The organism is Paenibacillus sp. P32E, from assembly GCF_001909085.1.
In the GTDB taxonomy this organism is placed as follows: domain Bacteria; phylum Bacillota; class Bacilli; order Paenibacillales; family Paenibacillaceae; genus Paenibacillus_AQ; species Paenibacillus_AQ helianthi.
The window spans coordinates 19,133-42,176 of record NZ_LVYY01000005.1; the positions used below are offsets into that span (position 1 = coordinate 19,133).

The window sequence follows — 23,044 nt, forward strand, 5'->3', positions numbered from 1 at the left end:
CATCCTTCCGGTATTCTTCTGGGATATACGTTAACATTGCCTAACATTATATCACCGTGATTCACCGCCGTCACTGATGAAAGAGGCAATTCCCATTACTTTTAAAATATTTGTGGCGGATCCTCCCAGACCTGAACCTCGATATAGCGCTCTGGCCCATGGGTTCCCCCGGCATTCCATTCCTGAGGCCAGCCGAATTGCAAAATGACTTCCCGGATCTCCGTAAGCAGGTATACCTGTCCCCGGTAAGGCTTACCGTCCAGAACTCTCATTGTGGGAAACAAATCGCCATACGTGAAGCTGATACAGCCAGGAGAAAAGCAGTCCAACGGAATCCTTAGCTCCATACCGCTAGGATACCATTCCAGCAGCCACGGACAGCTTCCAAAGGTCATATAGTGGGGCTGCTGGCGGACGGGGCGGCCTCCTTTGGCAATAAAAGCCTCCCGTGCCTTGTGCTCCAGGCTGCGCCGGATATCGAGATAATCCGCTGAGCGTTTGCTGGCAAATCCCTTGTTCTTCTGGCGTATGTCCGCAAGAACATGCTCCGCTTCCTCCGGTGCCAGGTCGGATAAATTCCGAAACGGTCCGGCAGATTTATCATAGTAGTGGTACAGATACTCCAAATTCTATCCCGCCAATCTACCGTGAAATATACAAATAGATACAGCTATATTCTACCACTCAGGAGTGGTAGGGGCAGTATTTTTCCATCATGGCGATGGTTTCGGCATCACGTGCCCCGTTTCTGTCCTGAAGCCCCTGAGTAACGGCATTTCGCGCATCTTCCTTCAGATTCTGGCCAAATTTGAATTTGGCGGTTACTTCTTCGGGAACGATCCGCACAACGGCAACACCCTTCAGAGCTGAGCGGTATCTGGGATCTTCGGCATCAATCGGGGCATAGCCTCCTTCCGGCTGGAGCTTTTGCATAAAAAGAGCGAGTACGGCTGCTTTTTCGGCGAGGTCTTCTACAAGTTCCGCTTGTCCATAAGCGGTTACGCTTTTGAAATAGGCGGTGGCAGGGCAGGCAAGCTCGGGATCGCTGAAATAGGAAGGAATGATGGCATATTCGTCGGCAACCGTGAAGCATACCCGCTGATTGTGGCGGATGCTCTTCATTTTGCCTCCGGCGTGACTGCCATGGAAATAGAAGTTACCCTCCAGATAGACAAAGTTGAGCGGCGTTACACGCGGCAGCCCCATCTCATCGCTGGTCCCCAGAAAACCAAAGCTCATTCCGTTTAGAAAACCGGCCAGCTTCTCTTCCTGCTCTACCTGAAATTCTTTTCTGCGCATATCGGCACATCCTTTTCTCAATAATGGCGGAGCCCTATGCTCCGAGTAAACAGTTATCTTACAATAGAAGAAGAATTGACAATAAAAAAGGACCGGTTTACATTAATTTTATTAGTCCACTTTGATGTGAAGAGGGTGGGGACATGAATTTTACGTTGCCTTATGACCAGTATCTGGCGGTGCACCGCTACAAATATCTGGCCTTATACCATGCGCTCCGCGCGGCTATTCTTGGCGGCACTCTGCCCGGCGGAACCCGGCTGCCCTCTACCCGGAAGCTGGCGGAGCTATACCAGATCTCACGCGGCTCGGCATCGCAGGTGTACGACATGCTGCTGGCTGACGGCTACATCCGGACGGAGACCGGCCGGGGCACCTATGTCGCCAATGACAGCTTTGAACCCGTGGAGCAGGAACGGGTGGAGGCGGATCAGGAAATTGAAGGTGCTGTAGCTGCGGCATCGGCTTTTGCTGGGACAGAAGGTTCAAAGGATGCGGTTACGAATGCGGTTACGGGTGAATATGCAGATGTCGGAGCAGCTTGTAATAGAACCGGAATACCGCTATCCGGCTGGGGACAACGCCTTATGGAGAGGAATGTTCTCATCTATGAACAGGAGGAAGGGAACTTCGTCAGCTTTCGCAGCCGGGGGATGCTCATGGAGTACTTTCCTTATGAGGAGTGGCGGAGCGCACTGAAATATGCTGGCGGCAAAAGCGGCGGGAGGATGGAAGGCTACTGCCCTCCCCAGGGCGAAGAAAGCCTGCGGCTGGCAATTGCCGCCCATCTCCGGGTGACTCGGGGCATCCGGGCAGAGGCGGAGCAAATCGTCCTGTTCAACGGCTCGATGCAGGGTATCGTCCTACTGACGCAGCTCTTGCTGGAGCCGGGAAGCCCCGCCGTTGCCGAGGATCCCGGATTTCACGGCATCCGCAGAGCTGTGGAAATCTCAGGCGGGAAGCTGCTGCTGGGTAAGGTGGACGGGAGCGGGCTGGTGCCGCATGATTGGGCGGCCCGGCTGCTGTTCGTTACGCCTAGCCGCCAGTTCCCCACCGGCGCTGTGCTGCCTCTCGACCGGCGGCGCCGTCTGCTGGAATGGGCGCGGCGGCAGGAAGCGCTGATTGTGGAAGACGATTACGACAGTGAATTCCGCTGGGGCGGGCGGCCCATAGAACCGCTGAAGGCACTCGACCGTGAAGAGCGGGTCGTCTACCTGGGCTCATTCTCAAACAGCATGTTCTCCAGCCTGCGGCTGGGCTATGCCGTGCTCCCGCCCTTGCTGATCGGACCGGTGACCGCCGCCAAGGCGCTGTATGAGCCGCTTCCGGGCGGCCAATTAGAGCAGCGTGCCTTGGCGCGCTTCATGCAGACCGGCGGCTACAGCCGCCATCTGCGGCGGATGACGCGCCTCTATGGCGAGCGTGCCCGGCTCCTCCGCTCGCTGCTGTCCGAGCGGCTCGGTCAGCTGTTTGAACTGCTGCCCGGTGATGCGGGGCTGCATATCTACGCGCGCTGGCGGCGCAGCAGAGCAGAATTCGCCGCCTTCCGGGCGGCTGCGCTTAGGCGCGGCACGGACTTCCGGGACGCAGCGTTGTACCAGGCTGAACCGGACGTTCCGGCGGCCTGCTTTTCTTTTGCCCATCTGGATAGTGCTCAGCTCGAAAATGGGGTCAACCGTCTGCTGCTGGCCTGGGAGGATGTGCAAAATCGAATGTGACAAGGTATGATGAGGAGTATGGAACGGTTAGGATGCTTCCGAAGCGAGTTTTGCTGCAAAGTGATCTCGAAGAAGTAGAATTCCGCAAAACTTAAGATAATGCTTCCGAAGCGAGTTTGTACGAAGCATATTCAGGAAGTAAAGCTCACAAACTTTTAGGAGGGAACATTATGCTGCATGCATCGCCGTCCTCTTTTGTGATCCTGCCGGCCCTGGCGAAGATTGTCTGCGAACCGGGCTGGAAATGGCAAAAAAGAGAGAAGCCGCTGCAAAATTATGATTTGTTCTATGTCTGGAGCGGGGAAGGCACGGTTGTGCGCAGAGGCGTCCCTTATCAGGTGGGGAAGGGGAGCTGCTTCCTGTTCCGTCCGGGGGATCATACCAGCGCAACCCATAATCCGCAGAAGCCGCTTGTGCTTACATACATTCATTTTGATGTCACTGAGAATGTGGCAGATATTCCCGAGCCTTACCGTGAACTGTCGGAGACGGTGGAGTTCGAGCATTTGCTGGCACGGTATGTCCGCCTGTTTCTCGTAAAGACCTTTGCGGCAGAAGAGGAAGGCCAACTGATTCTGAAGCAGCTGATGATCCATCTGCTCCGTGAGGATCAGGTGATGCCTGTGGAACGTCATGTAAGCAACCAATTGGCGGAAGTCATTCATGAGGTAGCCAACTATGTCAGCCAGCATCCCGGAGCGGTGCACCGGGTGGAGGATCTGGCGGCGCGTGCCGGGCTGTCCCCGCGTTATTTTTCGATCAAATTCAAGGAGATTACTGGCTCTTCTGTCCAGTCCTACGTGATCCGCACCCGGATTGAGCGTGCACAGCATCTTCTGCTGTATGCCGGAATGAACGTAACCGAGGTGGCGGATGCGCTGGGCTACCGTGATATTTTCTTTTTCAGCCGCCAGTTCAAGCAGCACACCGGCAAAAGTCCGTCCGAGATCCGCTGACCCTTCTTTTGTTTCAGTTTTTTCGGCCGGGGGAAGCAGAATTGTCCGCAACCGCTGGAGACGGTTGAAGAACAGCAGCGTGGCAGCTACGGATCATTGATTTTGACCACTTGTCCTAAAATGATAGCTTATCCAGATAAACGAAGGGAACCGGGGCCGAACAAGGCTTCCGGTCTTTTTGATTGTATAGGAAATTATACTGTGAAAAAGACGGTGGATCACTCCGATTGAAAAGTGAGAGGGATAAACGTGAAGAAACAGATCGGAGGAAACAAAATAAACTAAACGGGCCTAAGAGGAGATACCTCTGATCTCACCGTGAACGGGCTAGCGGGCAGAATGAGAGGTAGAAATACCTCTGATCTCGCCGTAAACGGGCTAGCGGGCAGAATGAGAGGTAGAAATACCTCTGATCTTGCCGTAAACGGGCTAGCGGGCAGAATGAGACGTAGAAATACCTCTGATCTCACTGTAAACGGGCTAGCGGCCAGAATGAGAGGTAGAAATACCTCTGATCTCTGTATACGGGCTAGCGGACAGAATGGGGGGTAGAAATCCCTCTGATCTCACCGTGAACGGGCTAGCGGGCAGAATGAGAGGTAGAAATACCTCTGATTTGGGAGCAATGCCGTTACCTGCGGCAATGAGATGCTTGATTTACCCGTTAGGGTGATTTTCTTTCAGGAGGCTTGAAGGTTTGCGTGTATTAGGGCGTCTGGGCCGGGGTATAAGGATAAAGAGCGTAAGTCTTGAACAACCCGTTCAGGAGGCCTATGATGAGTATAGATAGAATGAAGAAGAAACTTCAGGCCGGAGGAGAGAGAATATGTATGAAATCGTGTTGATACGCCATGGCGAGAGCGAGTATAACCGCCAGAATCTGTTCACAGGCTGGAGCGACCCCGATCTGACAGAGAAGGGGGTAGAAGAGGCCAAAGCAGCCGGCAAGCTGCTGAAGGAGGCAGGCTATACTTTTGATCTGGCCTTTGCTTCTGTACTGAAACGTTCGATCAAGACACTCAACTATGTTCTGGATGAGATGGACCTGTTGTGGATTCCCGTGCAGAAGTCCTGGAAGCTGAATGAGCGTCATTACGGCGCGCTGCAGGGGCTGAGCAAGAGCGAAACTGCGGTAAAATACGGCGAAGAGCAGCTGCATATCTGGCGGCGCAGCCTGTCTGTCCGTCCTCCGATGCTGGAGCCGGATGATCCGCGTTATGCCCGGAACGATATCCGCTACAAGGAGGTCCGCCCCGGCGATATTCCTCGCGGCGAGAGCCTGGAGGATACTGTGCACCGCGTCGGCGATTTCTGGGGCAACCGTATTGTGCCGCTGATTCGCAAGAAGGAACGGGTGCTGATCTCGGCGCATGGCAATACGCTGCGGGCCTTGATCAAATTCATGGAGGATATTGACGAGAAAGCATTGCTGGATCTGAATGTTCCGACAGGAGTCCCTTTGGTCTACAAGCTGGATGATGACGTGAAGCCGATTAGCCGCTTCTATCTCGGGGAGCCGGAGGAAGTTCAGCAGAAAGCCCGCGAGGTGGCGAATCAGAGCAAGGTGACGGAATAATCGGCCTGATATAGATGTACAACTAAAAAGGCAGCAGGTCCCCGATAGTCCCGGAGGCCTGCTGCCTTTGGTTAAAATATAAGAATTTATTCACACTATAAATGATCCTTCTATTTCCCGCTGAAACGGATGCCGGCCTATTATGAGGCGTAGCCGTTTCTACTTATGTTCTGCTACACCGGGCGCTGCAGCTCGCCCAGCAGTTCACCCATCTTCACCTTAGTCCCGCTGGCAAGTCCAGATCGGGGGGTGAAGCTGCCGTTCTCGAGGAGCAATACCACGGTAGAGCCGAATTCGAAATAGGCCAGGTCGTCGCCGATCTCCCAGGCATCAGCCGCTTCATCCGCATAGTGGATGCTGCTGACATTCATCGCGCCGACCTTCACTACTGCGGCTTCACCGTTTGCTCCGGCGATATAAGTAATCAGCCGTTCGTTGCGGCTCAGTACACCCTTCATATGTCTCATGCCAAATTCATTGACAGGGTATGCTCTCCCGCGGATATGTTCACTCTCGACCTTGCGCCCGGTAAGGGGGGCGTGAATCCGGTGATAATCCGTTGGACTTAAGTACAGCACGAAGAAAAAGCCTTTTTTGTACAGCTCCAGGTGCGGGGAGTGGTTCAAAAGCTCCTCCAGTTCATAATCCTGACCTTTTACATTCATTATGGTTCCGGAATGAATCTCGCCCATGGCGGTAATCATCGCATCTACCGGACTGGCTACCGCATTCTCGCCGCTGGCGACCGGACGCATGCCGGATTTGAGATGACGGCTGAAAAATTCATTAAGTGTAAGGTATTCCCCGGAAGGCTTCTCTGCTTCAGAAGCGGGAATATGATAAGTCCGAATAAATGCCGGGATCAAAAAACGGCTGAGTCTGCTATGGGAAAAAGCCCCCATCAACCGGGAAAGCCATCTGTGCGAGGACAACTCGGTCATCAGCCGCAGCAATTGTTTTACCATGAGTATCTCCCTTCCATCATGCAGCAGCACGGCCCTGGGTCCAGGACCGTTTCCGCTCTGCATTATATTGACATAGAATAAGAGACAAATCAATAACTGATGTACTGTGAAGGATGGTCAAGCAGATATCGCGCATAGGCTATCGGCTTCCGATAGCTCTCCTTCCATGCCCCGGTCAGTCCGGCTTTGCGGAAGCCGTAGCGCTGATCACGGCCGTTACATTCGATGAAATAGACCCGGCCTTTTTCCGTTACGCCCATGTCCAGCCCGATGTCTGCCAGTCCGGGCAGGTTCCGCGCCAGCTCGTGTGCAATGCTTAGGCTGTAAGCCAGAACGGACATGCGGATGCCTGCCGCCGCTTGCCCGGAGAATGCCTGCTCCAGTGCATATGAAGAGTCAAGTGCTTCTCCTCCCCGGGCAATGTTGGAGACGAAGCCCCCCGGCGCCGCCCGTTTGGCGAATAGTCCGGTGACCTGCCATTCCCCGCCCCACCCACGCTGCACCGTGACACGCAGATCAAACGGACGGCCCCCAATCTCTGCCAGCGGAATGCGTTCCTGAACCAGGTAAGGGGTGGAGGCCAGACGCATCCGCAGGGCTCTGGGCAATGCATCCTGATTAACCTGGGTGCTGATCCAGCTGCGGGAGCCGAAGGGCAGATAACTCCAGTTCCACAGTTCTGGACTACTCCGCGTCAGGCGCATTACGCCTTGACCGATACTTCCGCGACAAGGCTTGAGAATAAGATCGGAATAGCTGGACATCATCTCCTTCAGTCCGGATAGACCGGCTGAGGTGGCGGGCAGAAGCCCGCGAAGTCTGGCATTTTGCTCCAGCAGTCCATGGATCTGATCTTTGCCATAGCGGTTGCATGTATTATATACCAGTACGCCGCTGCCCAGCAGTCTGTCGATCCCGTGGCTGCCCGGGTCGTAGATAGCCCGATTGTGAATGACGTCAGGCGTCGGAACAACCACTCTCCTGTAGCCCCGGGTTTGCTTCATGTAGGCGATGCTGCAGCCGGTTTTCGTATCGATGTCGGACAGTTTCAGGAAGCAGGGGGCCAATCCGTATACAGCGGCGGCTTCCTCGTAGCTTTTCAGCGACTCCTGTCCCGTTTTTTGCCGGGGAACGCCCCGGTGCATAGCGGCATTTAGCAGTATTCCCACGAGCTTTTGCCCCATGTTCGTTCCTCCCGTTATCTTCTATAGTTCCGGCTGTTTCTCTTCCTGAGTCATTGTATGTGTGTACTCGCCCTTTAGGGTGGACGAATGTGCGGTGGCAGATGCCCTTTTTTGGGAAGGTGCAGAATTTACAGGCTTGGTGTAAACGGGTGTCATTCGCCTAGTGCGCTGCATATGATGCCTAGGAGAAACAATAGATGGAAGGAGGAGACTGCTTGTGAAGAGCTCCAGGAAAAATCAGCACCGCAGTTCCAAAAAACCGCTCTATTTTGTGGATAATCCGAATATGAAGGAACTCAGCATGCTGGGAAGCAGTCCCAAGATACAGGAGGTTATAGACACCTCCGGAAGCGAAGTGCCGGATACCGGGAGTACAACTTTGAAGGTTAGCGGGGTGGATACGCTTGAAGCGGCGGATTCCGTGGAATCTGCCGTACTTGATCAGCAAGCGCCTCAGGAACAGGTGGAGGAACCTTCGGTTTCGGCTGCTGAGCCTTTGCCGTTGACACCTGAAGCCGTGCTGCCAGTGGTGGAAAGAGAACGCCTGCAGCCTGTATATACGGATGATTTGTCCGACGCTGCCGTTACCGGAAGCAAAATCGCCCCCCGGACCATTGACGGGTCCAAGCTGAAATTCGGTATCATCGGAACGCCCTGGCTGCAGGATTATGCGGTGCAGAGCATCAATATCGCGGACAAGGCAGTAACTTCCTCTAAGCTGGCCCCCGAATCCGTAACAGGTGAGCATTTGGCAGAAGGAAGCATCAGCGGCGGTAAGCTGCTGGATCATTCCATCGGCGGCGAAAAACTTAAGGATGGCAGCATTGGCCCGGAAAAGCTGGCTGACCGGATCATTGGCGGAGGTCAAATTGCCGATCAGGCCATTACGAGCCGCCATCTTAGCGACTGCATCATTACGGCTGACCTGCTTGAAGATGGAGCGGTGACCGGCGAGAAAATTCTGAGCAGCACCATCGTCAGCAGGCATCTGGCGAACGGGAGCGTTGACCGTTCCAAGCTGGCGGACGAAGCGGTAACGGGGGACAAAATAGCCGACGGAGAGATTAGCGGTGATAAGCTGGGAGACGCCGTTATTGAGAGCCGCCATATCAGCGGCGGCGCCATTACAGCGAAGCATCTGGCTCCGGGAGCCATAGGGCCGGAACAGCTTGCCAGCCGTTTGATCGGCAAAGAGCAGCTCCAGTCCGGGATCATCGACAGCGGTCACCTTGCCGATGGATCGGTAGGTCCACGCCAGATTGGCAAGGAGGCCGTACGGGGACAGCATTTAAGCCCGGAAAGTGTGAACGGTAGCCATATCGCCGACGGGGAGATTGCCAGCCGGCATTTGGCGGACCGCAGCATTTCTTTTGTGAAGCTGGCGGAAGGGGCGGTTGGAACAGTTCAGCTTGTGGAGCAGGCAGTTACCTCTTCCAAAATAGCGGATCAGAGCATCCTTGCCCATAAGCTGGCTGATGAGGCTGTAACGACACGGCACATCGCCAAATCTGCGGTACGGGGGCCGCAGCTTGCCATGCAGGCAGTTGCTTCAGTCCATCTGCAGCGTGAGTCTGTGGAGCACTCCCATCTGGCGGCGGAATCCGTCGGGTCTATGCAGCTGCAGGAACAATCGGTACTCACGAGCCATCTGGCAGATGGGGCTGTTACGGGGGAACAGCTGGCTTCTGGATCGGTTGAAGGTGAGCATCTGCGTCCACATAGTATCACCCCGGACAAATTGGCGGATGGGAGTGTCATTGCCGCCAAGCTGGCTCCGGGTGCGGTTATCGGCAATGCAATAGCGCGGGAAGCTGTCAGCGGGGAACATATTGCTTTTTGTACGGTAGAGGAAAAAAATCTGGCGGATGCCAGTGTCAGCGGTCGTGTATTGCAGCGGGCCGTTGTGGATGCCGAGCACTTGGCACCGGGGGCTGTAGAGCGCAGGCATCTTGGGGACAACAGTGTAACCTCCTCTGCCCTGCAGCCAGGTTCGGTAGTGGGTGAGAAGCTGGCAACCGGCGCGGTGAAGGAGGTCCATCTCTCTGCCGGTATCGTTCAGCCGCATCATTTAGCTGATCATGCCGTCACGTCATTGAAGCTGTCGCCGGAAAGTGTCTCAACCGATAAGCTGGGCGATCTGGCAGTTACAGCAATGAAGCTGGCGGATGGCAGTGTGGAAGCCGCGAAGCTGGCGGCATCAGCAGTTCAGGCAGAGCACTTGAGTGCGGGGGCGGTTGGCTCTGGTGCAGTCAGTGACGCCGCTGTGCAGGGAAGACATCTTGCGCCGGGGAGTGTTAGCGGGGCACATATTCGGCCGATGTCCATCGGTAATGGACATATCAGCCCGAGCTCCATCTCGTCCATTCAGATCCAGGATGGCAGCATCAGCGGAGCTAAGCTGATAGAAGGTGCAGTCTCATCCCGCCACCTGGCACCCGGTAGTGTGGCAGGTAGCCATTTGGCGGAAGCTTCAGTGGAAGGAAAGCATATCGGGCAAGGCGGCATCACCTTAGCGCATCTTGCTGAAGAAGTCCGCAGCGGCCAGATTTTGCCGGACGGCAGTATTGGCGGTGAGAAGCTGGCAGCGGGTGCCGTGGGGTCCTACCATCTGGCCTCTGAAAGTATAGGGGCTGGACATCTGGCGCCGGGAGCGGTAGAAGGACAGCATATTCGAGACGGAGAGATCACCCTGGCGCATCTGGCGGAAGAGACACGCAGTGCAGACATCCTGCCGGATGGAAGCATCAGCGGTTCCAAACTGGCCGAGGGCTCGGTAGCGGCATTCCATCTGGCTACAGGCAGTGTGTATGCAGATCATTTGACAACGGACGCGATAGACAGCCGCCATATCCGCTCCGGCAGCATCCGGCTTGAACATTTGGCCAAGGAAACACTGACCTCTGAATTGCTGCCGGATGGCAGTATTGGAAACGGGAAGCTGGCTGCTGGTGCGGTGAGTTCGCTGAATCTCCAGCAGGAAAGCATTTATGGTGAGCATCTTGTAGACGGAATACTGCAGGAACGGCATTTGCGTCCAGGTCTGATCAAGCTTGAACATCTTGCAGATGAGTCCCGTAGTGCAGCGCTGCTGCCGGACGGCAGCGTGGGCGGAAGCAAGCTGGCGGCAGGCGCAGTAGGTTCGTCTCAGCTGGCTTCCGGCAGCGTATTGGGAGGGCATTTGGCAGCGGACGCGGTGGACAGCCGCCATATCCGTGCCGGCAGCATCCAGTTGGCTCATCTGGCTGCCGAGACGCTGAGCGCGGAGCTGCTGCCGGACGGCAGCGTAGGCGGAAGCAAATTGGCGGCAGGTGCGGTGGGTTCGCAGCATCTGCAAGCCCAGAGTATCCAAGGTGAACATCTGGCAGATGGAACGCTGGAAGAGCGCCATTTGGGCAGCGGCATCATCAAGCTTGAGCATCTATCGGAGGAAGTCCACAGTGCGGAGCTGCTGCCGGACGGCAGCATTGGAAGAAGCAAGCTGGCGGCAGGTGCGGTGGGTACGCAGCAACTGCAAGCCCGGAGTATCCAAGGTGAACATCTGGCAGATGGAGCATTGGAGGAACGTCATTTAGGCAGCGGCATTATCAAGCTTGAGCATCTGGCGGAAGAAGTCCACAGTGCCGAGTTGCTGCCGGACGGCAGCATTGGAGGGAGCAAGCTGGCGGCAGGTGCGGTGGGTACGCAGCATCTGCAGCCGCAGAGCATCCAGGGCGGGCATCTGGCCGATGGAACGTTGGAGGAGCGTCATTTGGTCAGCGGCATCATTAAGCTTGAGCATCTGGCGGATGAAGTCCACAGTGCGGAGCTGTTGCCGGATGGCAGTATTGGAAGAAGCAAGCTTGCGGCAGGGGCAGTGGGATCGCATCACTTGCAGCCGCAGAGCATCTACGGCAGGCATCTGGCGGATGGAACGCTGGAAGAGCGCCATCTGGGCAGTGGCATCATCAAGCTTGCGCATCTGGCGGAGGAAGTCCGCAGCGCAGAACTGCTGCCGGACGGGAGCATTGACGGAAGCAAGCTGACGACTGGCGCGGTGGGTACGCAGCATCTGCAGCCTCAGAGCATCCAGGGCGGGCACCTGGCCGATGGAATGCTGGAGGAGCGCCATCTGGGCAGTGGCATCATCAAGCTTGAGCATCTGGCGGAAGAAGTCCGCAGCGCGGAGCTACTGCCGGACGGCAGTATTGGAGGAAGCAAGCTGGCGGCAGGTGCGGTGGGTACGCAGCATCTGCAGCCTCAGAGCATCCAGGGCGGGCATCTGGCAGATGGAACGCTGGAGGAGCGCCATTTGGTCAGCGGCATTATCAAGCTTGAGCATCTGGCGGAGGAAGTCCGCAGTGCGGAGCTGCTGCCGGACGGCAGTATTGGAGGAAGCAAGCTGACGGCAGGTGCGGTGGGTACGCAGCATCTGCAGCCTCAGAGCATCCAGGGCGGGCATCTGGCGGATGGAACGCTGGAGGAGCGCCATTTAGGCAGCGGCATCATCAAGCTTGAGCATCTGGCGGAAGAAGTCCGCAGCGCGGAAATACTGCCGGACGGCAGTATTGGAGGAAGCAAGCTGGCGGCAGGTGCGGTGGGTACGCAGCATCTGCAGCCTCAGAGCATCCAGGGCGGGCATCTGGCGGATGGAACGCTGGAGGAGCGCCATTTAGGCAGCAGCATCATTAAGCTTGAGCATCTGGCGGAAGAAGTCCGCAGCGCGGAGCTACTGCCGGACGGCAGCATTGGCGGCAATAAGCTGGCGACAGGTGCGGTAGGTGCGCAGCATCTGCAGCCGCAGAGCATCCATGGCGGGCATCTGGCGGATGGAACGCTGGAGGAGCGCCATTTAGGCAGCGGCATCATCAAGCTTGAGCATCTGGCGGAAGAAGTCCGCAGCGCAGAACTGCTGCCGGACGGCAGTATTGGCGGCAATAAGCTGGCGGCAGGTGCGGTGGGTACGCAGCATCTGCAACCGAAGAGCATCTATGGCGGGCATCTGACAGATGGAACGCTGGAGGAGCGCCATTTGAGCAGCGGCATCATCAAGCTTGAGCATCTGGCGGAAGAAGTCCGCAGCGCTGAGCTACTGCCGGACGGCAGTATTGGAGGAAGCAAGCTGACGGCAGGTGCGGTAGGACCTTACCATCTGGCTCCGGCCAGTGTATACGGAGGCCATTTATCCCCGGGTTCAGTGGACAGCCGCCATATTCGTCCTGGCAGTATCCATTTTGAACATTTGGCCGAGAGTGCGCTGAGCTCTGAACTCCTGCCGGACGGGAGCATTGACGGAAGCAAGCTGACGGCAGGTGCGGTAGGTACGCAGCATCTGCAACTTCAGAGCATCCAGGGCGGGCATCTGGCCGATGGAACGCTGGAGGAGCGCCATTTAGGCAGCGGCATCATCAAGCTTGAGCATCTGGCGGAAGAAGTCCGCAGCGCGGAGCTACTGCCGGACGGCAGTATTGGAGGAAGCAAGCTGACGGCAGGTGCGGTGGGTACGCAGCATCTGCAGCCTCAGAGCATCCAGGGCGGGCATCTGGCCGATGGAACGCTGGAGGAGCGCCATTTGGGCAGCGGCATTATCAAGCTTGAGCATCTGGCGGAGGAAGTCCGCAGTGCGGAGCTGCTGCCGGATGGCAGTATTGGCGGCAATAAGCTGGCGGCAGGTGCGGTAGGTACGCAGCATCTGCAGCCTCAGTGCATCCAGGGCGGGCACCTCTCTGATGGAACGCTGGAGGAGCGCCATTTGAGCAGCGGCATCATCAAGCTTGAGCATCTGGCGGAAGAAGTCCGCAGCGCAGAACTGCTGCCGGACGGCAGTATTGGAGGAAGCAAGCTGACGGCAGGTGCGGTAGGACCCTACCATCTGGCTCCGGCCAGTGTATACGGAGGCCATTTATCCCCGGGTTCAGTGGACAGCCGCCATATTCGTCCTGGCAGTATCCATTTTGAACATTTGGCCGAGAGTGCGCTGAGCTCTGAACTCCTGCCGGACGGGAGCATTGACGGAAGCAAGCTGGCAGCAGGTGCGGTAGGATCACAGCATCTGCAACTCCAGAGTATACAGGGCGGGCATCTCGCCGATGAAACGCTGGAGGAGCGGCATTTAAGCCCCGGCATCGTTAAGCTGGAACATCTCGCGGAGGAAACCCGCAGCGCGGAACTGCTGCCGACTGGCAGCATTACCGGAGAGAAGCTCGCATTTGCCAGCATCGGAACGGAGCATCTGGCTGAAGGTGCAGTGGGGAATTCGGAGCTTCAGGACGAAGCGGTGGATGCCTCCAAAATCACCTCATTCGCAATCCAGTCCCGCCATTTGGAAGAGGATAGTGTACAGGGATATCATATTGCTCCTGGTTCCATCACGAGCGATCACCTGACTCCCGGCTCGGTAAATGCCGAACACCTGTCGTTCAGTCCGGTACAGAGTGCCGGCAACCGGGAAGTGCTGCAGCAGTTTGGCATGACAGCCTTCATGTTCAATGGTGATGCGGAGAGTGTAGAGGTGACTGTAGCTTTTGATGAAAGCTTCGGCCATACCGGTTATGTCCTTGTTGCCATGACCAATCAACCGTTCTTTCACGCTTCATTGAAGAACAGAGGGGGCGGGGAAGCTGTTATTGAAGTGGTGCGGCTGCGTGAAACCTCCCATTTCTATGGAGTGTTATCCTGGATTGCCCTCGGCACTCCCTTGGTGAAGCCGGTGGCCGATCATCGGGTATTTGATTAATCGGCTGACGGGCTGAACTTTAAGGAAATGCAGGGTCATCTCAGAGTATGATGAAGTTATTGTAAAAGGGGGCGCAGCCAATGGCTGCGCCTTTTGCGCGGCGAAGAACCAGGGATTGGCACTCGCGATGTTATGTGAAAATTTGGTTCGGGTTGCTGCAGCCGCTGTCCAAGTCCGCTGCCCGGGTTCCCTTCAAACGATACCTTAGCCGGACTTAGCAGCGAGCGGGCATTTGTCCAAATTTCTGTCTGGAGGGAGACACTTGCCGTTACCCGGGACAGCATAATACATAGACTGTGATGTAACCCTCAGCCCGGAGACCATGTCCTGCAAGGAAGGTGGATGAGCTTGAAGCATACACGTACATCTGCCCGCCGCACGGGTCGGCGGGCTTTGCGACCAACGCGGAGGATTCCCCGGCCAGTGCGTTCTGCCATGCTGCGCGCTGCGGCCAACCACCCGGAACCTTATGTGTCGGTAATCATTCCGGCCATGAATGAAGCAGGAACGATTGCCAAGGTGATTGCCGGAGCGAGGGGAGTCCATCCCCGTTGTGAGGTTATTGTTATTGTTAATGGCTCTGCTGATCATACGGCAGACATTGCGTTATCACTGGGTGCTCAGGTCATTCTCTTCGAGCAGCCGCTCGGACATGATGTGGGCCGAAGTATCGGAGCAGAGGCAGCGAAGGGAGAAGTGCTGCTTTTCACGGACGGTGATCTGGTCATTCCTGCCTCACAGCTGCGTCCCTTTGTGGCCGCAGTCAGTCAAGGTACAGATGTGGCTCTAAATGATTATTCCGGTCCGGTCCGCGGTAAATTCCCGCATCCGGTAGTGCTCTCCAAGCATGCGCTCAACATTATCCTGGGCCGTCCGGACCTGAAAGGCTGCTCAATGACGGCAGTGCCCCATGCACTCAGCCGCAAAGCGTATGCCGATCTGGGAAGCAGCCTCTTGTCACGGCCGCCCCTGGCACATGCACAGGCTGTGCTTGACGGCCTGGTTGTGAAGGCAGTGCATAAGATCCCTGTCGGTAAGTTGAATGCAATCCGCCCTAAGCGGGCGGGGGCTGATCCGTTGCGCGAGGTCATCCTCAGGGATCATCTTGATGCGGCAGGCTTGGTAATTCAGCGCAGAGGCGAAAGAGCAGGCTTCAGTGACGGGAACCGGCGAAGGGAGATGGTGAGATGATAGCCGAGATGCCTGACGCTATATCCAGCTCCCGGCAAAAGGCGACTGTATCTGCGGCACTTTTCTCCCGCCGCTCTAGGGCAAAAGCGCGGCAGGCTCCGGCTGTGCGGAAGACACGGGCTGGCGCACCTGGTGCATCTGGCCATGGCAGTTCTGCAGCAGCCCTTGTCCAAGCAGCGGGAGCTTCACCTTCCCGCCGAAATGGGGCGGGCCGCTCCGCCGCCCGTCGCAAGAAGGCCAGATCTGCTGCTGCCGGTGGAGCCGCAGTCCGCCGGAGCACCGCAGGCAGTCCTGCCTCCATCCGTCAGGGGGCAGGCAGCCCCCCTCACCACATTGCGGCGGGAGGTAATGCCCGGGGCTCCGACGTCTACCGGGGAGCAAAGCCCCAGCTGCCGCAATTGGGCGGGTCACTATCGGTGATTATATCGGCCCGCAATGAAATGCGAACCCTGCCAGGGCTGTTGAAGCAGGTGCAGCAGCTGCATCCGGCTGAAATCATCGTAGTGCTGAATGGATGCACGGATGATAGTTATAAGTACACCCGGCTATGTAAGCAGGCTACAGTGGTGCACTGCCCGGAATCTGCCGGGCATGACGTAGGCCGGGCACTTGGGGCTAAGCTCAGCCGGGGCGACATCCTGCTGTTCCTCGATGGGGATATGGTCATCTCTGCGCCGCAGCTGGCCGTTTTTGCAGCGGCAGTGGACGGTGGGGTGGATGTGGCACTGAATGATCTGGATTCGCTGCTGCCCTCATTTGATTTATGCGATGATGTCACCCGCTGCAAGCTGTATCTGAACAGTGTTCTGGGGCGGAGCGATCTGGGCGTCAGCTCGATGACCGCCGTACCGCATGCCCTGTCACGGCGGGCCTTGGAGCGGATCGGCTACCGTGAGCTGATGGTCCCGCCCAAAGCGCAGGCGCTCTCGATTATAGAGCAGCTGCGGGTAGAAAAAGCCGGGACGGTAAACGTCATTAAGCATAACCGTCTCCGCCAGGGAAACATAGGAGCCGGCAATGCCATGGAGCAGCTGATCGTCGGTGACCATGCCGAAGCACTGCTCCGGGTGCTAATCCACCGCGACAAAAACGGGGGGCTCACCGGTGAAAGCCTGCTGGAGCAGCGGCGGCAAATGGCAGCCTGGAGGAACAGCATATGACGATGACCAGTATTATTATTCCTACGTACAATAGGGTCGGCCTGCTGCGCTCCTGTGTCGAATCCATTAAGGCTCATACTGAATCCGCTTATGAAATAATCGTGGTCGACAACGCTTCAACGGATGGCACAGACGCATACTGCCGCGAGAATAAACTGACCTTTATTTCACTTCCGGCAAACCGGGGGTTTCCGGTGGCCTGTAACCTGGGACTGCAGCTGGCCTCAGGCGATGAACTGCTGCTGCTGAATAATGACGTTATTGTGCCGAGGGGCTGGCTTGAGCGCTTAAAACATGCCTTGTACAGTGCTCCGGACATTGGCATCGTAGGGCCAGTAACGAACTACGCCAGCGGGCGGCAGCAGGTAAGTACAACATATATGGATATTGCTGAATTCCACGCCGAGGCTGAGCGGGTGAGTCTTCAAGGGTCCCACGGGTGGAGTGAAACACGACGGCTGATCGGTTTATGCTTTTTATTGAAAAGAGAGCTGATGGAAACCATTGGACTCCTGGATGAGCGGTACTCTCCCGGACATTATGAGGACGATGATTACTGCTACCGTGCCCGGCTGCGGGGCTACAGGCTGTTGATAGCCGGGAATTGCCTTGTGCATCATGAGGGAAGCGCCAGCTTCAAGGAGGTCTACTCCTCCGGGCTCCAGGAGCTGGTCGAACGGGGCCGCAGGATGTTCATGGACAAATGGAATATAGATCCTGCGCAGTTCATCTAAAAGGTTGACCCAAAGGCTAAAGCCACAGATAAAAAGGAGGAAAGTAAGTGAAAGGAGTCATACTGGCGGGCGGAACAGGATCAAGGCTATATCCGCTGACCCGGCTTATGAACAAACATTTGCTTCCGGTCGGCAAATATCCCATGGTGTGTTACGGTATAGACCGATTGCGCCAGGGGGGCATAACCGATATTCTCCTGGTCATCAGCAAGCAGTCCGCGGGGCAATATACGGATTTTTTAGGCAGCGGCGCAGAGTTTGGCGTCTCTCTGACTTACAAAATTCAGGAGGCTGCCGGAGGCATTGCGGAGGCACTGGAGCTGGCAAAAGGATTCATTCTCCCAGGTGAGCGGTTTGTTGTGCTGCTTGGTGACAATCTGTTTATGGATGATCTGACACCCTATCTGAAGCAGTATCTGCAGCAGCCTCAGGGGACGGCCAAGGTCTTGCTGAAACCGGTGGAGGATGCACGGAGATACGGCGTCCCGGTGTTCGACAGCCAGAATACCGGCTTAATTGCTTACATCGAAGAGAAGCCGGAGCATCCGAAGACAAAGTATTGTGTAACCGGTATTTACATGTACGATGAGGCTGTATTTGATATTATCCGGCGCGTGTCACCTTCCCAAAGAGGGGAGCTTGAGATTACCGACGTGAACAACATTTACGCCGCAGACCGCAGACTCAGTTACGATGTGCTCAAGGAATGGTGGAGTGACGCTGGAACATTCCAGTCTCTGTACGAAGCCGGAGAAAAGCTGAAAAACACGCTGCCGTGAGGCGCGTGTTTTTTTGCGTCGGGCCAGTGGCACGCCAACAGCAGCAGAAATGCCGTTGTTGCTGCCGAAATTGGCCAACGGCACGCTAACAGCAGCAGAAATGCCGTTGTTGCTGCCGAAACCGGCGCACGGTTTGCAAGCCGCCTTCACTTCTCCCGCAGCATCACAACCAGCGACAGTGTCCTCGTCAGGCCAGGCTCCCTGCCGGAGTCTGGGCGGCAGGCCGTGCGATCCGCCACCAGATCAGCTCATCAGCCTCCCGGTGCTTTTGCGCGCCCAGGTGCTGAAGCACTTTGTGCGAGGCGGCATTGTCTTTTTCGGTATCAGCGATGACCCAGAGCGCCCGGGGATCGCTGAAGATCCAGTCGCAGATACACTGCACTGCCTCTGTTGCGTAGCCTTGTCTGCGGTGGCTCTCATGAATGACATAACCCACAATGACTTCACCCTGATCATTTGGACACCCTTTGAGGATAATGAAGCCGATCAGGCGCTGCTCTTCCCGCTGAATCACCGCCCAGTTCGTCAGCCATGGATAGTTGAGCGGGTCCTGCATTACCTTGGAGTGTCTGATCTGCATGGCATACAGCATTTCATCATCCAGTTCAGTTCCGCTGGGGTTCAGGCCCAGCGCCTGCTCCAGTCCGGCATAATGAGCTCCCGCCAGGGATAGCTCAGCCAGTGTTAAAGGCCGTATATCCACGCGGCCGCTTGCAATTTTCAATAGAAATACCTCCGTTCCGGTGTTGCCTTTCCTGAGATTCTTATGTAAAAAGTTCAAATCCACCCCCAGCATAATCTCGCCGTTTAACATTTGTCAATACTTACCATTCCCGCAAACTTCACTTCACCCGCTACTCCCCATTAACTTACAGTAAAGCCACGCACCGCACGGGCTTCTGCCGCATATGCTGTAGCAGGGCGTTTGAGCAAAGGAGACATGAAGGTGCAGAGTAAAATAACGAAGGTCCTGCAGCACATGGCCCATACGCACGAACAGATGGCGCGGATTCTCGACGCCGAACGCCACGTCGCCGTCCGTATGTCGCAAATAGTCCATGATCTGCCGGATGTAGAACCTGACTTTGGCGGATTCAGCGGACTGGTGGAGAGCACGGGTCAGGTCAACAAAAATATTATTGCTTACCTGAATGCGATTGCTGATCTGGAAGAGGCGATGGCTGAAGGAGTAGGAAGGGTCATCAAGGAGCTGGGCGGCCAGGAAGAAGAGTAGCGCTTAAGGAGCAGGAGGTGGAAGATGAGCAGAGAAAAGGCTTTTCTGCAAATGCTGGAGTCGTCCGCTACTATCCAGTGGAACATCGCAATGATCCTTGAGGCCAAAGCGGTGGAAGCGGAAAAAGTGAAGCAGTGGACACAGCATCATATCCACGCTAGAGCGTTCGACTCCCATGAAGAACAGTTGAAGGAATCCATCTCCATTCACGAGGTGATTGTGGAAATGGTAGAGGGGCTGACCAAGCTGGAAAACGGATTGTACAGCAATCTAAAAGCGGTGCTGGGCAGCGGTGAAGAAGGCGGCGAGGGATTCGGCGGCATGACCGGTGACGGCATTGAATTCGGAGAAGATAGCAAATGAGCGGCGGGCTGCACTCTGAACATGCCGTCAAGCTCGAGATGATCCGCTCCATTGCCCGCAGTCAGGCTGCACTTGCGGCCATTCTGGAGAGTATAGCCGAGGTTACAGGGCAATCGGAGCTGACAGCCCGCAAGCTGAGCGACAATATCCGGATACTAAGCCAATATCAAAGCGCGATGTGCCGGATGATGTCCGGTATTTCGCTGCACCGGCCCAAACGGGGAATTCCTGCTGCGCCATGGCTGAGTACGGCTTGCGCAGGCGGTACCTCTAGAAGTACATGGAGTACAGGAGGAGTAGAAGGATGAAGATAAAGAAACTTGGAAAGCTGCGTTCGGGCGGCAGAACCCGCAGACGCATACTGCTGTCGCGCAAAGCCAGAGTCCGCAAGGGGCCTTTACGCAAAGCGCGGAGAGGACTGATCCGCCGGACAGGCAAGACCAAGAGAAGTCTCTTGCAGCGCAAAAAAAGAAGACTCCGCCGCCGGATCGTCCGGAAAGTCCAAGTCATTCAGCCGCCGGTACAGGTAGTAGCCGCTATTGAGGTTCCGCCCGTGCCGCAGGTGGTGCCGCTCCCCCCGGATTTGGGCGTCCCGCCGGAAACGCCCCCGGGAGACGCCTTTCAGCAGGGCTACACCGAAGCATACAACGTGGGGTTCGATGCGGGTTTCGCCAAGGGCTTCGAGGACGGGCATAAGCTGGAGCTTGGCTAAACCGCGTGGAGTCACAGAATGAGCTGCTCTGTAGAGGCCGGAGGATGCATGCCGCCTCTATAGAGCTTTGCGGATTTCTCTGCACTATCGATCGCGTTCACGGATATGATAGACTTCTTAACAGAATCTCTACCAGGTTCAAAAGTCGATAGGAAAGCAGGGATGTACATGAGTGGGAATGAGATACGTATTGCACGAAAAGATGAGATCGGAGAGATCATGGAACTGATTTCCAAATGTGTACAGGTCATGCAGGACGGCGGAAGTGACCAATGGAATGATACTTACCCGAACCGTGAGGTTATTGGGAAGGACATTGCGGACGGCACCTTATATGTCTGTGTGGATCAGGCTGCCATCGCCGGCATCATTGTGCTGGACAACAACCAGGCGGAGCAGTATGAAGCGATTGACTGGTTAGAGGTGAAGGGGCCGAATCTGATTATGCACCGGCTGGCCGTTCATCCTGAGGTTCAGGGCAAAGGGATTGCCCGCAAGCTGATTGCTTTTGCCGAGGAGTATGCCCGCAGCAGCGGTTACACCAGTATACGGCTGGATACCTATGCTATGAATAATAAGACTCTGGTACTGTATCCTTCTCTAGGCTATGAACGCAGAGGGGAAGTGGATTTTCCCGGGCGTACAGCGAACTTTCCTGTGTTCGAGAAGGTGCTGACATCCGGTGTGGAATAATGGACAAGCCTGTAGAGGGCGACCGGGGGGGGCATTTCAGAGATAACCAAAAAGCATTGGTTAGATATTTAATGGGAGGAAACATAACGCAAATACAGTGTTGAAATCAAATCCGTGCCTTTTTGAGCATAGTAATCATTTTGTGTTATTTTATCTAACTCATGTTGACAACAAACATGTCTCTAACTTATGATAGGGTTATTCAGCAAGCAATTGAATAATCCTTTTTTTCGTATATCCTTAATAATTGGTTTAAGGGTCTCTACCGGGAACCGTAAATTTCTGGCTACGAAAATATGCCTTGGCATATTTTTGTGGCCTTTTTGTGTTAGCGGCGGCTAAGGTTTGCAGAAGATAAGGGGGACGGCGAAGATGGCAAACATCCTGATCAAAAACGCAGAGATGATCACCATGAACAAACAGGAAGCAATCATTTACGGAGATCTCCGCATCCAGAATAACCTGATTACAGAGATCGGCAGCGGGCTTGCAGTACAGGGGGATGAACGGGTGATTGATGCCACGAACCGCACGGTCATTCCGGGTTTCGTACAGACCCATATTCATCTCTGCCAGACGCTGTTCCGGGGTAAAGGGGATGATCTGGAGCTGATGGACTGGCTGCGCAAGCGGATCTGGCCGCTCGAAGCGGCGCATGATGAGGAATCGCTCTACTATTCCGCCATGCTGGGGATTGGGGAGCTAATCTCCAGCGGTACGACGACCATTGTGGATATGGAGACGGTGAATCATACGGATTTTGCCTTTCAGGCCATTGCGAAGAGCGGTATCCGGGCCTTGTCGGGTAAGGTGATGATGGATCAGAAGAATGCGGATGCGCCCGCAGCGCTGCAAGAGGAGACGGCGGCTTCGCTGCAAGAGAGTGTGGATCTGCTGGAAAAATGGAACGGGTACGGGAATGGACGGATTCAGTATGCATTCTCGCCGCGTTTTGTGATCTCCTGTACCGAGCCGCTGCTGCGGGAGGTGCGTGATCTATCTCAGCGATATGGGGTTAAGGTGCATACACATGCCTCCGAGAATTTGGGGGAGATCGAGATCGTTCAGGCCATGACCGGGATGCGCAATATCGTCTATCTGGATCATCTGGGGCTGGCCAATGAACGGCTGATTCTGGCGCACTGCGTCTGGGTGGATGAGGAGGAGCGGCGTATCTTGCGCGACAGAGGCGTTCATGTCAGCCATTGTCCCGGCTCCAACCTGAAGCTGGCTTCGGGCATCGCTGATACACCGGGCATGCTGCATGATCACATTCATCTCAGCCTTGGCGCAGATGGTGCTCCATGCAACAACAACCTGGACATGTTCAATGAAATGCGGCTGGCGGCCATGATCCAGAAGCCGCAGCATGGGCCGACGACGATGGATGCGAGAAGTGTTTTCCGGATGGCTACGATTGGCGGAGCCCGGGCCGTGGGTATGGAGGATCAGATCGGCAGCATTGAAGTCGGCAAAAAAGCGGATCTGGCGATCCTGAACCTCTATAACTTCCACACCTTCCCTTCCTTCGATGTAGACCCGATCTCCCGTATTGTCTATTCCGCAACCCGGGCCGATGTGGAAACAACGATCATCGACGGTGAAATCCTTATGGATAAAGGTCTGCTGAAAACTGTAGACAAGGACACGGTGCTGCATGAAGCCAACCGTTCCATTAAAAGACTGCTGGCGCACACATCACTGGTCTAGCGATTCGCCAACAATATAAGAAGCAGAGGGTAGAGGCCCTCTGCTTCTTTTTGACTTT

General features: G+C 55.7%; 19 protein-coding genes and 1 riboswitch. Of the genes, 14 read left to right on the plus strand and 5 right to left on the minus strand.

Going from position 1 to position 23,044, the window contains the following annotated elements; translation table 11 throughout:
* Window positions 1-101: 101 nt before the first annotated feature.
* Together A3848_RS06110 and A3848_RS06115 are read right to left on the minus strand one after the other, a co-directional pair.
* The gene (locus A3848_RS06110) at window positions 102-626 is read right to left on the minus strand and encodes a hypothetical protein (RefSeq protein WP_074084078.1); all 525 of its coding nucleotides are present in this window, start codon (window positions 624-626) and stop codon (window positions 102-104) included.
* Between the two features lie 58 nt (window positions 627-684).
* Window positions 685-1,299 carry a pyridoxamine 5'-phosphate oxidase family protein gene (locus tag A3848_RS06115; protein ID WP_074084079.1) on the minus strand — a complete coding sequence of 205 codons (615 nt, stop codon included), beginning with the start codon at window positions 1,297-1,299 and terminating at the stop codon, window positions 685-687.
* 143 nt (window positions 1,300-1,442) lie between these two features.
* Here A3848_RS06115 and A3848_RS06120 point away from each other — a divergent pair, with 143 nt between their 5' ends.
* The 3 genes from A3848_RS06120 (at window position 1,443) to gpmA (ending at window position 5,549) form a co-directional block, all read left to right on the plus strand.
* Complete coding sequence (locus A3848_RS06120; protein ID WP_074084080.1) at window positions 1,443-3,017, plus strand: aminotransferase-like domain-containing protein; 1,575 nt, start codon at window positions 1,443-1,445, stop codon at window positions 3,015-3,017.
* 170 nt (window positions 3,018-3,187) lie between these two features.
* Window positions 3,188-3,973 (plus strand): helix-turn-helix domain-containing protein, encoded by a 786-nt coding sequence (locus tag A3848_RS06125; RefSeq protein ID WP_074084081.1) that lies wholly within the window; start codon window positions 3,188-3,190, stop codon window positions 3,971-3,973.
* 826 nt (window positions 3,974-4,799) lie between these two features.
* Window positions 4,800-5,549: a 2,3-diphosphoglycerate-dependent phosphoglycerate mutase gene (gene gpmA / locus A3848_RS06130; protein ID WP_074084082.1), complete on the plus strand. Its 750-nt coding sequence runs from the start codon at window positions 4,800-4,802 to the stop codon at window positions 5,547-5,549.
* 173 nt (window positions 5,550-5,722) lie between these two features.
* On the opposite strand, the gene asd is transcribed toward gpmA, so the two are convergent.
* A complete protein-coding gene (gene asd / locus A3848_RS06135) occupies window positions 5,723-6,514 on the minus strand; it encodes an archaetidylserine decarboxylase (protein WP_074084083.1) in 792 nt (263 codons plus the stop codon).
* An 89-nt stretch (window positions 6,515-6,603) separates the two neighbouring features.
* A complete protein-coding gene (locus tag A3848_RS06140; protein WP_074084084.1) occupies window positions 6,604-7,698 on the minus strand; it encodes a YheC/YheD family endospore coat-associated protein in 1,095 nt (364 codons plus the stop codon).
* 217 nt (window positions 7,699-7,915) lie between these two features.
* Between A3848_RS06140 and A3848_RS06145 the strand changes: the two genes are divergently transcribed.
* From A3848_RS06145 to A3848_RS06165, 5 genes are all read left to right on the plus strand, one after another.
* Window positions 7,916-14,410: a WIAG-tail domain gene (locus A3848_RS06145; protein WP_074084085.1), complete on the plus strand. Its 6,495-nt coding sequence runs from the start codon at window positions 7,916-7,918 to the stop codon at window positions 14,408-14,410.
* 342 nt (window positions 14,411-14,752) lie between these two features.
* Window positions 14,753-15,601: a glycosyltransferase family 2 protein gene (locus A3848_RS06150; protein ID WP_074084086.1), complete on the plus strand. Its 849-nt coding sequence runs from the start codon at window positions 14,753-14,755 to the stop codon at window positions 15,599-15,601.
* Window positions 15,598-16,761, plus strand: a complete 1,164-nt coding sequence (locus tag A3848_RS06155) for a glycosyltransferase family 2 protein (protein ID WP_074084087.1) — start codon at window positions 15,598-15,600, stop codon at window positions 16,759-16,761. Before A3848_RS06150 ends, A3848_RS06155 begins: the two co-directional genes overlap by 4 nt.
* Window positions 16,758-17,495 (plus strand): glycosyltransferase family 2 protein, encoded by a 738-nt coding sequence (locus A3848_RS06160; protein ID WP_074084088.1) that lies wholly within the window; start codon window positions 16,758-16,760, stop codon window positions 17,493-17,495. The genes A3848_RS06155 and A3848_RS06160 overlap by 4 nt, the downstream gene beginning before the upstream one ends.
* 47 nt (window positions 17,496-17,542) lie before the next feature.
* Window positions 17,543-18,274: a sugar phosphate nucleotidyltransferase gene (locus A3848_RS06165; protein ID WP_074084089.1), complete on the plus strand. Its 732-nt coding sequence runs from the start codon at window positions 17,543-17,545 to the stop codon at window positions 18,272-18,274.
* A gap of 187 nt (window positions 18,275-18,461) precedes the next feature.
* On the opposite strand, the gene A3848_RS06170 is transcribed toward A3848_RS06165, so the two are convergent.
* Window positions 18,462-18,998 (minus strand): GNAT family N-acetyltransferase, encoded by a 537-nt coding sequence (locus tag A3848_RS06170; RefSeq protein WP_167374725.1) that lies wholly within the window; start codon window positions 18,996-18,998, stop codon window positions 18,462-18,464.
* 216 nt (window positions 18,999-19,214) lie between these two features.
* Between A3848_RS06170 and A3848_RS06175 the strand changes: the two genes are divergently transcribed.
* The 6 genes from A3848_RS06175 (at window position 19,215) to A3848_RS06200 (ending at window position 22,986) form a co-directional block, all read left to right on the plus strand.
* Window positions 19,215-19,508 (plus strand): nucleoside-diphosphate sugar epimerase, encoded by a 294-nt coding sequence (locus tag A3848_RS06175; protein ID WP_083606978.1) that lies wholly within the window; start codon window positions 19,215-19,217, stop codon window positions 19,506-19,508.
* Window positions 19,509-19,532: 24 nt separating this feature from the next.
* Window positions 19,533-19,871 carry an alpha-helical endospore appendage domain-containing protein gene (locus A3848_RS06180; RefSeq protein WP_074084090.1) on the plus strand — a complete coding sequence of 113 codons (339 nt, stop codon included), beginning with the start codon at window positions 19,533-19,535 and terminating at the stop codon, window positions 19,869-19,871.
* The gene (locus A3848_RS06185; RefSeq protein ID WP_074084091.1) at window positions 19,868-20,179 is read left to right on the plus strand and encodes a hypothetical protein; all 312 of its coding nucleotides are present in this window, start codon (window positions 19,868-19,870) and stop codon (window positions 20,177-20,179) included. The genes A3848_RS06180 and A3848_RS06185 overlap by 4 nt, the downstream gene beginning before the upstream one ends.
* A complete protein-coding gene (locus A3848_RS06190) occupies window positions 20,176-20,583 on the plus strand; it encodes a hypothetical protein (RefSeq protein WP_074084092.1) in 408 nt (135 codons plus the stop codon). Before A3848_RS06185 ends, A3848_RS06190 begins: the two co-directional genes overlap by 4 nt.
* A gap of 168 nt (window positions 20,584-20,751) precedes the next feature.
* Entirely contained in the window at window positions 20,752-21,276 is a 525-nt protein-coding gene (locus A3848_RS06195) for a GNAT family N-acetyltransferase (protein WP_074084093.1), read from the plus strand.
* 210 nt (window positions 21,277-21,486) lie between these two features.
* Window positions 21,487-21,585: riboswitch (purine riboswitch) on the plus strand.
* 63 nt (window positions 21,586-21,648) lie between these two features.
* On the plus strand, window positions 21,649-22,986 hold the full coding sequence (locus A3848_RS06200; protein WP_074084094.1) for a 5'-deoxyadenosine deaminase: 1,338 nt from the start codon (window positions 21,649-21,651) through the stop codon (window positions 22,984-22,986).
* The last annotated feature ends 58 nt before the right edge of the window (window positions 22,987-23,044 follow it).